Here is a 13,609-nt window from a genome sequence, read left to right on the forward strand (position 1 = left end):
TGGCCCGGGGTGGCGGACCTGCCCCGCGGCTGGGCGTCCGCCGCCCGCGTGCGTGACCGCGCTGCTGCGGCAGGGACCTTCTGCGGCACGGGCGGGACGCCGTCCCCCGTGGCGTGACCGGCGCTCCCCGGGCCGACGGGCCGGGCGTACGAGCACCGCTCGTAGGCCCGGCCCTACTCGTCAGGACGGGCGGGCTGCGGTCCCACGGCCCGGCCGTCCGGCATGCCAGGGCTCAGCGGGTGACCGTACGGCGCTTGTCGGGAACGCAGTGGGTCATGGTGAGCCCGGTGACGTCCCGCGGCGGGTTGTCGCCCAGGCGGGCAAGCCGCTTGCGTTCGTCGTCGTCGAGGTTCTGGGTGGCCAGTGGTGGCAGGTGGGAGACGTCCCCGGGGCCGATGCCCAAGCCCTCGCCGACGCGCAGGCCGAGATCGTTGTCCGCCATCAGGCAGTGCCACACCATGCGTTCCTGGACCGGACGGGTGCACTGGGCGAACAGGTCGGTGAAGTTCTTGACCAGGTCGTCACGCTCCCACTCCTCCATCAGCTGATAACGCTGTCCTGCCTGCAGGTAGTCGTTCGTACGCGGAATCCTGGCCCGGGTGAGCCGGCCCTGGATCTCCGGGCCCTGCTCCTCGTGCGCCGGGTACCTGCCCTCCCGGAGGCCGCCGGTGATCGACGGTTCGTAGTTGACCTCCGGGTTCTCACCTCCGTGGCCGTTGTCGTACGCCATCAGACCGTCCCGCTGGTTGGTGGCGACGCGCGCGTTCCTGGCCTGGTTGACCGGGAGCTGGAGGTAGTTCGGGCCCACTCGGTACCGCTGTGTGTCGCTGTACGAGAACGTCCGGCCGACCAGCATCTTGTCGTCCGAGAAATCGAGCCCGTCGACCAGCACACCGGTCCCGAAGGACACCTGCTCGTTCTCCGCGAAGTAGTTGTCCGGGACCCTGTTCAGGACCATGCGGCCCACCGCCCGGGGCGGGAAGTCCTGCTCGGGCCAGGTCTTCGTGTCGTCCAGCGGGTCGAAGTCCAGCTCCGGGTGCTCGTCGTCGGACATCATCTGCACGAGGAGTTCCCACTCGGGGAAGTCTCCGCGTCCGATCGCCTCGTAGAGGTCCTTCGTCGCGTGCCCCAGTTCGGAGGCCTGGACGTTCGCCGCGTCCTCCTCGGTCATGCTGCTGACGCCCTGCTTGGGCATCCAGTGGTACTTGACCAGTACGGTGCTGCCCTCGTCGTTCACCCACTTGTAGGTGTTGACCCCGAAGCCCTGCATATGGCGGTAGTCGGCCGGGATGCCGCGCGGACTGAACAGGTTCACCAGCATGTGCATGCTCTCCGGGGTCTGCGACATGAAGTCGAAGATCCGGGCGGGCTTCTGCTCGTGGCTCACGGGGTCGGGCTTGAGCGCGTGGATCACGTCGGGGAACTTGATGGCGTCGCGGATGAAGAAGACACCGAGGTTGTTGCCGACCAGATCCCAGTTGCCGTCCTCCGTGTAGAACTTCACCGCGAACCCGCGCGGGTCACGAGCCGCCTCGGAGGAGTCCCGTCCACCGATCACGGTGGAGAAGCGCACGGCCACGTCCGTGCGCTTGCCCGCCTCCTGGAACAGCCTGGCACGGGTGTACCGGCCGATCGGTTCGTCGCCCCACTTGCCGTACGCCTCGAAGAAGCCGTACGTGGTCACTCCGCGCGCGTGCACGACGCGCTCCGGAATGCGCTCCCGGTCGAAGTGGCTGATCTTCTCCAGGAACTGGTAGTTCTCCAGGGTCGCGGGGCCCCGGGCACCGACCGTACGCTGGTTCTGGTTGTCGTAGACCTGATGCCCCTGCCGATTGGTCAGCACCGGACGCCCGGCGTCCTCGTCGGGCCGCGCACTCTCGGTATCGGTCATGGCCTGCACTCCTTCTCCGTCGGGAATACGTCGACCGACTGTTCCCCGAATAACGCGACGGACCGGAAATACGGGCCGACGTCCGCCATCCGCCGCGCCAAAACGATCCGACTGGCCGTCACGGCAGGCGATCGCCCGACGACGCCGACATCATCCCGGCCGGTGCGTCGGGGACGAGCCGGTGTTCCCCTCCTGCCGAGGTCGCGGGCAACCGTCCCCGGAGCCCTGCCGACGGCCCGCCCGTCGCGCGGAGGCCCTGCTTGTCTTCCGCCCCCACCTGGCACTACTGTCGCCACGCCTTGGTGAACGGGAAATCCGGTGTGATGCCGGTGCGGCCCTCGCCACTGTGATCGGGAAGTCCGGCTCCGGCCCTCGCGGGCAGCCACTGGGTCCTTGTGACCCGGGAAGGCGGAGCCCGGGCGGTGGTACCCGTAAGCCAGGAGACCGGCCAAGGCACTTCAACCATCCACGAGGTGCTGGAGAGGGTCTGCTGAGCTATGCACATAGCCGAGGGGTTTCTGCCCCCGGCGCACGCGATCGCCTGGGGTGTCGCGTCCGCGCCGTTCGTCGTCCACGGAGTCCGGTCACTGACGCGTGAAGTCAGGGAGAATCCCGAGAGCACACTGCTCCTGGGGGCTTCCGGGGCCTTCACGTTCGTTCTCTCCGCATTGAAGATCCCCTCGGTCACGGGGAGTTGCTCGCATCCCACGGGCACCGGGCTGGGCGCCATCCTGTTCCGCCCTCCGATCATGGCGGTCCTGGGCACCATCACCCTGCTGTTCCAGGCGCTGCTGCTCGCCCACGGCGGCCTGACCACACTCGGAGCCAACGTCTTCTCGCTGGCGGTCGTCGGGCCCTGGGCGGGGTACGCGGTCTACAGGCTGCTGCGCCGGTACGAGGTGCCGCTGATGGTGGCGGTCTTCTCCGGCGCGTTCGTCGCCGATCTGTCCACCTACTGCGTCACCAGCGTGCAGCTGGCGCTCGCCTTCCCCGACCCGGGCAGCGGGTTCCTCGGCGCGCTCGGCAAGTTCGGTTCCATCTTCGCGGTCACCCAGATCCCGCTCGCGGTGAGCGAAGGGCTTCTGACCGTGCTGGTGATGCGACTCCTCGTGCAGTCCAGCAAGGGAGATCTGACCCGGCTCGGTGTCTTCCTCGCCGACAAACGGCCCGGGACCCGGGCGGAGACCGAGGCGGTCGCGCGATGAACAAGAACACGAAGATCAACGCCCTCCTGCTGCTCGTCGTGGCCGCGCTGGCCGTCCTGCCGTTGGCTCTCGGCCTCGGCGACGGCGAGGAGGAGCCGTTCGCGGGCGCCGACGCCCAGGCCGAGACGGCGATCACCGAGATCGATCCTGACTACGAACCCTGGTTCTCCCCGCTGTACGAACCTCCTTCCGGCGAGATCGAGTCGGCGCTGTTCGCCCTTCAGGCCGCGCTCGGCGCGGGTGTTCTCGCCTACTACTTCGGCCTGCGGCGCGGGCGCCGTCAGGGCGAACCGCACGCGAGCGCGGAGCAGGACGGCGGTGCCGCCGAAGGCGGTGCCGGAGAGTCCGCGGCCCGAAGGTCCTGAGCTCACATGCTGCCGATCGACGCGGCGGCGCACAGCAGTCGCTGGCGCCGCCGCCATCCTGTGGACAAGGCGGTGCTGGGCCTGGGCCTCACCGTCCTGGCCATCTCCCTGCCGCCCTGGCCGGGCGCCGTCCTCGTGCTCGTCGCCGCCCTCGGCGTACTGCTGGGGCCGGCGGGCGTGAGCCCTCGCGACCTGTGGCAGGCCTACCGGGTGCCTCTCGGTTTCTGTGTCACCGGGGCAGTGACGCTCCTCGTCCAGGTCGGCGGGCCCGGAGGGATCGTCACCCTGGCCGACGGAGGGCCGGTCCGTGCCGGTGAACTGCTGCTGCGCACCTCGGCAGCGTCGCTCGGGGTCCTGCTGTTCGCCTTCACCACCCCGATGTCGGACCTGCTGCCCCGTCTGGTGAAGGCGGGGGTGCCCGCGCCGGTGGTGGACGTGGCCCTGGTGACCTACCGCATGAGCTTTCTGCTCCTCGACTCGGTACGCCGGATCAGGGAGGCGCAGGCGGCCCGTCTCGGGCACACCACGCGGGCAGCCGCCTGGCGGTCCCTGGCGGGGCTCGGGTCCACCGCCTTCGTCAGGGCCTTCGACCGCGCGGCACGGCTCCAGTCGGGGCTGGCCGGACGCGGCTACGACGGCACCCTGCGGGTCCTGGTGCCCGAGGCTCGCGTATCCGTCCGGTTCGTGGCCGTGAGCGTCATGCTGCTCACGGCCCTCACCACCCTGACCCTCGCCCTGGAAAGGCCGCTGTCATGAGCGAACCAGCGCTGCTCGCCCTGCATGGCGCGTCCTTCGCGTACGAGGACGGTCCTGCCGTGCTCAGCGGGCTCGACTTCGAGGCGCGCGAAGGGCGTGCGCTCGCGCTGCTCGGCCGGAACGGCAGTGGGAAGACCACACTGATGCGGCTCCTCAGCGGCGGACTGCGCCCACGGGACGGGAAGTTGGCGGTGGAGGGCCGCCCTGTGACCTACGACCGCAAGGGGCTGACCCGACTGCGTACCACGGTTCAACTCGTGGTCCAGGACCCGGACGACCAGCTGTTCGCCGCGTCCGTCTCCCAGGACGTGTCGTTCGGGCCGCTGAACCTCGGCCTGCCCCACGCCGAGGTGCGAGCCCGGATGGACGAGGCGCTCATGGCCCTCGGCATCACCGCACTGGCGGACCGGCCCACCCACCTCCTCTCCTACGGCCAGCGCAAACGGACCGCCATCGCGGGCGCGGTCGCGATGCGGCCCCGCGTGCTGATCCTCGACGAGCCGACCGCCGGGCTCGATCCGGACGGTCAGGAACGACTGCTCGACACGCTCGGCACCCTGCGCGACAGCGGCACCACGGTGATGATGGCCACGCACGACGTCGATCTCGCCCTGCGCTGGGCCGACGACGCCGCGCTCCTCACGCCGGCCGGCGTGCGTGCCGGCCCCGCGGCCACGATCCTGGCCCGTACGGATCTCCTGCGGGAGGCGGGGCTCCGGCTCCCATGGGGTGTCGCGACCGCTCAGCTGCTGCGCGCGCACGGCTTGTTGGACGCCACCGCACCTGGCCCCCGCACCCCGGAACAGCTCGCTGCCGACTTCGCACTGCCGGCCGTCGCCGGACGGGCACCGTCCGAAGGCTGACGCCCCTCCGTCGAGCTCTCCCCGCGGCCACGGGAGCGCGCGGGCGGTGGCGAGCGGGCTCGTACCCCGGGCCGGGGGTTGCGGGCGTCCGCTCGACGGGACCCTCGCGGTCCGCCCGCGAGGGGGCGTCCTGGACACGTTCGGCGGTACCCCGGTCGCGGGTGCGAGGGTGCGAGCGTGCGTGGGGCGTCACGCCGTTCCTCCGGGTCGCCTTCCTACGGAAGCCTCCCCGAGTGGAACACTGTCGGCCGCCGCCGGCGTCCGGGCGGCGGAGCCGGCGGGCGCCACGGGGCCAAGTGCTCCTCGCAGGAACCCGATTCGACACATGTTCCGCTGTACCCCAGTCACCTTTCGCGAGAATCGACCCCTTACTCAGGAGCCGAACTTCCGTGCGAATTTACGATTTCCAATCGATCAAAATATGCACGAGCCACGCAGTCGCGATTGATCTCGAACAACGACAACCCGCGGCGGGCAACGTCCCCAGGCCACGGGGCTTCCCATAATGCGGCTCGTCGGGCATCGACTTTCGGACTCTTCACAAAGGGTGAACTCCATAAGCGGTCCGGCCTGTTAGCGTCCCGAGGAAAGAAGGAAGTCCAAAAGGAGGCGAATGATGCGGGCAGCGGCGGTCCGATTCGTGCTCGCCTTCCTGATGGGCCTCCCCATGGCCCCGTACTCCGGCGCACCGTCACCGGACGCGCACGCACACACTCCGGAAATTCGGGCAGGCAGTCCTTCGAAGACGCCCGCGGACAATTCGCACGGTGAGTACGTCACCTGCGGCACACCGGATCGCGGGGGTGAGTCGAACGGCCTTCTGCGCCATCGCGACCGGCATCGCTCGGCGACCGTTCCCTCTCCCGAGGTGCCGTCGCGTTCCATGGTGACGGGTGACGCCGGCGGAATGCTCCCGACGGCGGCCGTCACCGCGATGGGCAGCGCACACCACACCTCCAGATCCTCGACGGCCCATTCCTCCCCCGTACTTCAGGTGTTCCGGTGCTGAGCTGATCCCAGGCTCTCGGACACTGCCCCTGTGCCCACGGTCCCCCGGGACTGACGGACAACTCACAGACATGGGGCCGTGCCGACCGGCCTCCAGGACCTCAGTTCTCATACGTATGCCTACGCGCGCCCTTCAGCGCGCCGGGAGGAACCACTGGTATGCAATTCCACGTCGATCACTCCGCGGTGGAAGTCCCGCACGTCCGCGACAGCGCCGTCTGGGCTCCCCCGCCCGGCGACGTCCGCTCGGCCCCCTTCCGCACGGGATGAAGGCCGCCATGGACCGTGTCGCCCGGCTTCCCCACCTGAGGCAGGACTTCGCCGCGTCGCTCGTCGTCTTCCTGGTCGCCCTGCCGCTGTGCGTGGGCGTCGCCGTCGCGTCGGGGGTCCCGGCGGAGCTGGGTCTCATCACCGGCATCGTGGGCGGTCTCGTCACCGGATTCATGCGCGGCAGCAGCCTCCAGGTGTCGGGGCCCGCCGCCGGCCTCACCGTGCTCGTCTTCGAAGCGGTCCAGTCCTTCGGACTGCCCGCGCTCGGGGTGATCGTGCTGACGGCGGGGCTGCTCCAACTCGCGATGGGAGCCCTGCGGCTCGGCCGCTGGTTCCGGGCCATCTCGGTCTCGGTCGTCGAGGGCATGCTCGCCGGTATCGGCCTCGTCCTCATCGCGGGTCAGCTCTACGCGGCCGCGGGCGTCGAGGCGCCGCTCTCCGGTACGGGCAAGATGGCCGGCATTCCGGGGCTGCTGGCCGACGCGGTGTCCAGTCCCGCAGCTGTCGCCTCGCTCGCGGTCGGCGCCGGGACCATCGCCCTGGTGGCGGGCTGGGACAGGATGCCGAAGCGGGTACGGGCCGTTCCGGGCGCCCTCGCCGCGGTCGTACTGGCCACACTCGCCGCTCCGGCGTTCGACCTGCCGGTCAGGACGGTTCAGGTCCAGGGGCTGCTGGACGCCGTCCAGGCCCCCGCCCTGTCCGAGTTCGGCGGGCTCGCGAGCCTGGCCCTGCTCGGTACCGTGGCCGCCTTCACCCTGATCGCCTCCGCGGAGAGCCTGTTCAGCGCGGCCGCGGTGGACCGGCTGCACGACGGGCCGCGTACCGAGTACGACAAGGAGCTGATGGCCCAGGGGACGGGCAACACCGTGTGCGGACTCCTCGGCGCCCTGCCGATGACCGCGGTCATCGTGCGCAGCTCCGCCAACGTACGGGCGGGCGCACGCACCCGGGCCTCCCGGGTGCTGCACGGTGTGTGGCTGCTGCTGTTCGCGGCACTGCTCCCGTCCGCGCTGGGGCTCATCCCTCTGCCCGCCCTCGCCGGCATCCTCATCCACGCCGGCTGGAAGCTGATCCCACTGCGCCAGCTCGTGGCGCTGTGGCGCGAACACCGGGGTGAGGCGCTGATCCTGGTCGTCACCGCCCTGGCGATCGTCACGGTGAACATGTTCGAGGGGGTGCTGACGGGTCTGGCCCTGTCGGTGGCCAAGGCGGCCTGGGACGCCTCGCACATCGGACTGGAGGTCGTCGACAGCAATGCCGACGGTGTACGGGCGCGCCTGTCGGGCAACGCGACTTTCCTGCGGCTGCCGAAAATACTCGACAGCCTGGAGTCCCTGCCCACGGACCGGCCCATCGCCCTGGATCTCTCCGGTCTGCACCATCTGGACCACGCCTGTCGCACGGCTCTGGAGAGCTGGGCGGAGCGGCACAGTTCATCCGGCACCGAGCCCGTACAGCTGACCCGGACGGGCGTGATGACGTCCGCTCCCTGAGAGCGCGAACGACTCGCCGGACGCCTTCAGCGGGCGGCGAGTCGTTCCCGGCGGTCAGCCGTTGGGCAGGATGACCGCTCGGCCGTTGATCTTGCCTGCGTGCAGCCGCTCGTAGGCGAGCGGGGCCTCGTCGATGGAGTACGTCTCGACGTGGACGTCGACGGAACCCGCGTGGGCCAGCTCGATGACCTCGGCGAGCTCCTTGCGCGAGCCCCAGTACGGCGCCGAGACCGACGTGGAGAACGGCAGGACGCCGAATCCCACGGGCAGCAGGCCGCCGCCGATACCGACGATGGTGATGTCGCTGTCGATGGACGCGATCGCACCGGCCGTCTTCACCGTCGGCTCGGCGCCGACGAAGTCGAAGACGACCTTCGCACCGATGCCACCGGTGAGTTCACGGACCTTCGCGGCGGCGTTCTCGTCGGACAGCACGGCCTCGTGGGCACCGACGGTCCGGGCGAGTGCGAGCTTCTCCTCGGTGACGTCGAGCGCGATGACCCGAACCGCGGTCATGGCGCGCAGGAGCTGGATGGCCACGTGACCGAGGCCGCCGGTACCGATGACCACGGCGGTGGCGCCGGGCAGCAGCTTCGGCAGCGAGCGCTTGATCGCGTGGTACGGGGTGAGGCCCGCGTCCGTCAGCGAGACCGTCTTGACGGGGTCCAGGTCGCCGATGGGCGTCAGGTGACGGGCATCGTCGACGATCATGTACTCGGCCATGGCACCCGGGTTGCCGAGTCCGGGCGGGTTGATCCCGAGGTCGGCGGCGCGCAGGCAGTAGTTCTCCCGGCCCTCGGCGCAGTTCACGCAGGTGCCGCAGCCCCATGGGCCGTAGACGGCGACCGCGTCCCCGACCGAGACGCCCACCGCGCCCTCTCCGAGCGCGGCGACCGTTCCGACACCCTCGTGGCCGAGTGTGAGCGGCAGCTCGTAGGGGAACCCTTCGGCGGGCCAGCTCATGACCGCGATGTCCGAGTGGCAGACGCCGGCGGCGCTGACCTTCAGCAGGATCTGGCCGGGGCCCGCCACGGGCTCGGGTATCTCGACGACCTCGGGCGCGGCGCCGATGGTGCGGTACTGGACGGCTTTCATGACTCTCCTTCGTTTCTCCGTACTTCCTTTGTGGCCCTCGGGGTGGCGGTGCGCCACTCGGGGGTCAGGACGCGGAGTAACCGCCGTCGACCAGGTGGTAGCTGCCGTGGATGAAGGAGGCGCGGTCGGAGAGCAGGAACGCGGTGAGCTCGGCGACCTCCTCCGACGTGCCGAGCCGGCCGGCCGGGTGCAGGGAGATCAGGTGGTCGCGTGCCGGGCTGTCGGTGTCGCGGAGCAGGGGGGTGTCGATGAAGCCGGGGCCCACCGCGTTGATACGGACGTTCTGTGCCGCGTACTCGAGTGCGGCGGTCTTGGTGAGCCCGACGACACCGTGCTTGGCGGCGGCGTAGGCCGGGGAGTTGGCGAAGCCGTTGGTGCCGAGGATCGACGACATGTTCACGACGGCGCCGCCGCCGGCGGCCAGGATGGCCGGGAGCTCGTAGCGCATCGAGTAGAAGACGCCGCTGAGGTTGGTGGCGACGACTCTGTTCCAGTCCTCGATCGCGTATGCGCCGGTGGTCTGCGCGGGCCCGCCGATGCCGGCGTTGTTCACGGCGAGGTGCAGGGCGCCGAAGGTGTCGACGGCGAACCGCACGCCGGCCTCGACGGAGGCGGGGTCGGTGACGTCCAGGGCGACCGCGGCGGCGCGGGCGCCTGTTGCCTGGAGCTCGTCCGCGGCCTTGCGGGCGCTCTCCTCGTTGTAGTCGGCGACGACGACGGCCGCACCGCTCGCGGCGAGCCGGCGGGAGAGCGCGAGACCGATGCCGGACGCGCCTCCCGTGACCAGGGCGACCTTGCCGGCGAACTCCGCCTCGTAGGCGGTGGGGAGGTTGGTGCTCATGATGTGCTTCCTTGCGTGGTGCTGTGGGGCGCCGGCCCGTCCTGCCGGGTTTCCAGCAGGTTCGCGGAGAGGGCGTCGAATGCTTGTACGACGAACTCGGGCAGGGCGGCCGGCCGGCCGCCCCGCACCCATGCCGCCTGGGCCGCGAGGAGCGCTCCGGCTCCCGCGGCGACGGCCACGGCGGGACGGAGGTCCTGCCGTGGGTCGACACCGAGCCGTTCCGCGAGGATCGCCACCGACTCCTCCTGGGCGTCCACACGGATGTGGTGGTACGCCGCGTACAGAGTGGGCTCCTCCTCGGCCATGACCAGCAGGTCGAAGACGCGCGGCCGGAGATGCCAGGGCTCCGCCGCCGTGTCGTCGAGCCAGTCCAGGACGGCCCGGCGATAGGCGGTGAGCGGTGGCTCGGCCGGCGGGCGCTCGCGGAGCGCTCGGTTGATTCTGTCGCCGTCGCCCCGGACTGCGTCGAGGACGGCGGCCTCCTTGCTCGGGAAGTGCCGACTGAAGGTGCGCCGGTCGACATCGGCCGCCTGCGCGATCTCCTCGACCGTCACGCTCCGCAGACCTCGTTCGAGTACGAGATCGAACGCGTGCCGCGCCAGTGCGTCCCGGGTCCTGCGCGCCTTGCGACTGCGCCGCTCCGGGGCCTTCCCTGCTTCCTGCATAGTTGCAGCATACACCTTTAAATGTCCCGATGGGACTTCTGTCCCGTCGGGACATGGTCCGGCGGGCGGACGGGCGCGCGGACGGACGGCCGACCGGGGTGGACAGGCCGAGCGCTCGTGCGGGACCCGTCCGGGAGCCGGCTTTGGCCTGCCGCCGCCGGGGAACACATCGGATCCACGTCGGTCCCGGGGCTCGACGCGAAGCCCGTGGTCGACGTACAGGTGGGATGCGCCGCCGCCAAGCGCGAGGCGGCCGGCCGGGCACGGGCGCCGCTCGCCTGCTCCGCACTCGAGGCAGGCTCTGTCGAAGGGATCGCGACGGCCGCTCGCCGGGCCTCGCGGCCCATGTGAAACCCCGCACCGCCCGGCGATCCGCCGGGCGGTGCGGGGCAGAGGGCCCGGCCTCCGGCTACGACATGGACTCCTGCCCCTTCGGTTCCTTCCGACCGCCCCGGCTCAGCGCACCGGGCCACCAGGCGGTGGCCCCGATGTCCCTGACGAGGGCCGGCACCAGGAGCGAGCGCACGACGAGGGTGTCCAGCAGGACTCCGAACGCGACGATGAACGCGATCTGCAGCAGGAAGGCGAGCGGGATGACCCCCAGGGCCGCGAAGGTGGCTGCCAGCACGACGCCCGCCGAGGTGATGACCCCGCCCGTGGTGGTCAGTCCGCGCAGCACGCCCTCGCGGGTGCCGTGGATCAGGGACTCCTCGCGGACCCTGGACATCAGGAAGATGTTGTAGTCGACGCCGAGGGCGACCAGGAAGACGAATCCGTACAGCGGCACGGAGGAGTCGGTGCCGCTGAAGCCGAAGACGTGCTCGAAGACCAGCGACGAGATACCGAGAGTGGCGAGGAAGTTGAGCGCCACCGTGGCCACGAGGAGCACCGGCATCAGCAGCGACCGGAGCAGGCCGATCAGAATGAGGAGAATGATGACCAGCACCACCGGCACGATGATGTTGCGGTCCTGCTCTGCGGTCTTCTGCGTGTCGTACTGCTGAGCGGTGGTGCCACCGACGAGTGCCTGTGCGCCGGGAACGGCATGGACCGCGTCGCGCAGCTGCGTGACCGTCTCCTTGGCGGCGTCGCTGTCCGCCGGGTCCGCCAGGGTGGCATCGATACGGACCCGCCCGTCGACGACGAGCGGTTCTCCACCGCCCGGGCGCCCCGAGACCGTCCTGACAGCGACGCTCGCGACACCGGGAACCTCTTCGGCCGCGGCGACGACCTGCTTCGATTCGGCCGCCCCGGCGATCACGACGGCGGGGCTGCCCGATCCGCCGGGGAAGTGACGGCCGAGGGTCTCCTGAGCGGTGACGGACTGCGTCTCGTTGACGAAGATCTCTTCGAGAGGCACACCCTTGGAGTTCAGCGTGGGAGCGAAGGCCGCGCACGCCACGAGGCCGGCCAGCGTGACGGCCCACACCTTGCGCGGGGAGCGGTCGACGAGCTTCGCGATCCGGGACCAGATGCCCGTCGAACCCGTTTCGGGTTCGGACTGCCCCTTCTTCGGACCGGACGGCCAGTACGCGGCCCTGCCGAGCAGGACCAGCACGGCGGGCAGGAAGGTGAGGGTGGTCAGGACGGAGCAGACGATGCCGATGGCGCCCACGGGCCCGAGCGCGCGGTTGTTGGTCAGGTCGCTGAGCAGCAGAGCCAGCAGACCCAGGGCCACGGTGGCGGCGCTTGCCGTGATCGGGCCGATGGACTCACGCAGAGCGGAGCGCATCGCGGTCCACCGGTCGGACTGCCGCCCGAGCTCCTCACGGAAGCGCGCGGTGAGCAGCAGCGCGTAGTCGGTGGCGGCTCCGATGACCAGGATCGACAGGATGCCCTGGACCTGGCCGTCCACGCGGAGGACGTCGTTGTCGGCCAGCACGTAGACGATCGCACAGGACACGCCGAGTGCGAAGACCGCACCGATGATGATGATCAAAGGCAGCAGGACGCTCCGGTACACGAGGAGCAGGATGACGAGCACGGTCACCAGCGCCACGCCGAGCAGCAGCCCGTCGATACCGGCGAAGGCGTCCGACAGGTCGGCCTGGGAGGCCGCGGGGCCCGCGAGCCCGACCACCGTTCCCGGGACTTCCTCCGCAGCTGTACGGATCTGCGCGAGGACGTCGGGGAGTTCCTCCTCCAAATCCGGCCTCAGCTGGACGACGCCTTGCAGCGCCTCGCGGTCCTCGGACAGCAGCGCGGGGCTCACCTCGCCGGTGACCCCCGGCTCGCCCTTGACCGAGGCGAGGGCGGCAGTCGCCTCCTTCTGCTGCTCCGCACCGAGCTCCTCACCGTCCTTGCCCGACGTCCAGACCACGATGGCAGGCATGGTCTCCTGCTGGCTGAACGCCTTCTGGGCTTCGACGACACGCGTGGACTCGGCGTTCTGGGGCAGGAACGAGGCCTGGTCGTTGGTAGCTACTTCCCCGAGTTTCCCGGCGTACGAGCCGAACGACCCGCCGACGACGAGCCAGGCGAGTACGAGGAACACAGGAACAAGAATCAGCCGGCGAGCCGGCCTCGATGCGGTGGACATGGCACTCCTGGGACGAGCCGCGATCTCTCAATCATGATGTATCTCAATGATTGAGATTACATGCCCCACGGATGTGCCCGTGCACCGGCACGGCGATGCGGCTCGATTCAGGGGGTCAGCGGCGGGGAACCTGCACGCGAGCGAGTTCACCGTTCATCCGGCCGAGGAAGCGGAGAGCCGCCTCCAGCTCCTGGGGCTCCGACGTGGCGCGAGCACCGGCCGCCGCCTCCGCGAGGGGCATGAAAAACGAACGTGCGGCCGCCCTGGCCCCAGGCTCGTAGTAGAGGTGCACGACACGACGGTCAGAGCTCTCCCGCGCGCGCCTGATGTGCCCGGCGCGCTCGAGCCGGTCCAGGCACGCGGTGACAGCGCCCGACGTCAGACCGAGGTGCTCACGGAGCCGCCCAGGGGTCAGCGGCGCGTCCGCGTCGAGGATCGCGCCCAGCGCCTGGACGTCCGTCGCATGGAGGCCCTGGGAGTGCGCGAAAGAGTGAACCAGCCGGTTGATCTCACCGTTCATCCGGCGGAGCTCCACAGCCAGGGCCTGGAGCTCCGACACCCCCGCCGCATCCATACCAGATCCGTCGCGAGGGCCGTCTGCACTGTTCACCGCCCCAT

At 70.2% G+C, this 13,609-nt stretch carries 12 protein-coding genes and 1 riboswitch; of the genes, 6 read left to right on the forward strand and 6 right to left on the reverse strand.

Annotated elements, in window-relative coordinates:
* Positions 1-232 precede the first annotated feature (232 nt).
* Positions 233-1,891 (reverse strand): catalase, encoded by a 1,659-nt coding sequence (locus OO67_RS20890; RefSeq protein WP_033302813.1) that lies wholly within the window; start codon positions 1,889-1,891, stop codon positions 233-235.
* Between the two features lie 283 nt (positions 1,892-2,174).
* Positions 2,175-2,358: riboswitch (cobalamin riboswitch) on the forward strand.
* A 30-nt stretch (positions 2,359-2,388) separates the two neighbouring features.
* Here OO67_RS20890 and OO67_RS20895 point away from each other — a divergent pair.
* The 5 genes from OO67_RS20895 (at position 2,389) to OO67_RS20920 (ending at position 7,851) form a co-directional block, all read left to right on the forward strand.
* Complete coding sequence (locus tag OO67_RS20895; RefSeq protein WP_033302579.1) at positions 2,389-3,096, forward strand: energy-coupling factor ABC transporter permease; 708 nt, start codon at positions 2,389-2,391, stop codon at positions 3,094-3,096.
* Complete coding sequence (locus OO67_RS20900; protein WP_033302580.1) at positions 3,093-3,461, forward strand: energy-coupling factor ABC transporter substrate-binding protein; 369 nt, start codon at positions 3,093-3,095, stop codon at positions 3,459-3,461. The genes OO67_RS20895 and OO67_RS20900 overlap by 4 nt, the downstream gene beginning before the upstream one ends.
* Positions 3,462-3,467: 6 nt before the next feature.
* On the forward strand, positions 3,468-4,217 hold the full coding sequence (cbiQ, locus tag OO67_RS20905) for a cobalt ECF transporter T component CbiQ (protein ID WP_033302581.1): 750 nt from the start codon (positions 3,468-3,470) through the stop codon (positions 4,215-4,217).
* Positions 4,214-5,080, forward strand: coding sequence for an energy-coupling factor ABC transporter ATP-binding protein (locus OO67_RS20910; RefSeq protein ID WP_033302582.1), 867 nt, complete (start codon positions 4,214-4,216; stop codon positions 5,078-5,080). Before cbiQ ends, OO67_RS20910 begins: the two co-directional genes overlap by 4 nt.
* A gap of 1,286 nt (positions 5,081-6,366) precedes the next feature.
* Positions 6,367-7,851 (forward strand): SulP family inorganic anion transporter, encoded by a 1,485-nt coding sequence (locus tag OO67_RS20920; protein WP_033302583.1) that lies wholly within the window; start codon positions 6,367-6,369, stop codon positions 7,849-7,851.
* 54 nt (positions 7,852-7,905) lie between these two features.
* On the opposite strand, the gene OO67_RS20925 is transcribed toward OO67_RS20920, so the two are convergent.
* The 3 genes from OO67_RS20925 to OO67_RS20935 form a co-directional block, all read right to left on the reverse strand.
* Entirely contained in the window at positions 7,906-8,946 is a 1,041-nt protein-coding gene (locus OO67_RS20925) for an NAD(P)-dependent alcohol dehydrogenase (RefSeq protein ID WP_033302584.1), read from the reverse strand.
* A 64-nt stretch (positions 8,947-9,010) separates the two neighbouring features.
* Positions 9,011-9,787, reverse strand: a complete 777-nt coding sequence (locus OO67_RS20930; protein ID WP_033302585.1) for an SDR family NAD(P)-dependent oxidoreductase — start codon at positions 9,785-9,787, stop codon at positions 9,011-9,013.
* Positions 9,784-10,452: a TetR/AcrR family transcriptional regulator gene (locus tag OO67_RS20935; protein WP_033302586.1), complete on the reverse strand. Its 669-nt coding sequence runs from the start codon at positions 10,450-10,452 to the stop codon at positions 9,784-9,786. The genes OO67_RS20930 and OO67_RS20935 overlap by 4 nt, the downstream gene beginning before the upstream one ends.
* A 21-nt stretch (positions 10,453-10,473) precedes the next feature.
* Between OO67_RS20935 and OO67_RS20940 the strand changes: the two genes are divergently transcribed.
* The gene (locus OO67_RS20940; RefSeq protein WP_078598130.1) at positions 10,474-10,803 is read left to right on the forward strand and encodes a GrpB family protein; all 330 of its coding nucleotides are present in this window, start codon (positions 10,474-10,476) and stop codon (positions 10,801-10,803) included.
* Between the two features lie 58 nt (positions 10,804-10,861).
* Here OO67_RS20940 and OO67_RS20945 read toward each other — a convergent pair whose 3' ends face one another.
* Both OO67_RS20945 and OO67_RS20950 read right to left on the reverse strand, forming a co-directional pair.
* Positions 10,862-12,991 (reverse strand): MMPL family transporter, encoded by a 2,130-nt coding sequence (locus tag OO67_RS20945; RefSeq protein ID WP_033302588.1) that lies wholly within the window; start codon positions 12,989-12,991, stop codon positions 10,862-10,864.
* Positions 12,992-13,106: 115 nt separating this feature from the next.
* Positions 13,107-13,601, reverse strand: coding sequence for a MarR family winged helix-turn-helix transcriptional regulator (locus OO67_RS20950; RefSeq protein WP_033302589.1), 495 nt, complete (start codon positions 13,599-13,601; stop codon positions 13,107-13,109).
* Between the last annotated feature and the right edge of the window lie 8 nt (positions 13,602-13,609).

Source organism: Streptomyces atroolivaceus (assembly GCF_000717025.1).
Taxonomy (GTDB): Bacteria; Actinomycetota; Actinomycetes; order Streptomycetales; family Streptomycetaceae; genus Streptomyces; species Streptomyces atroolivaceus.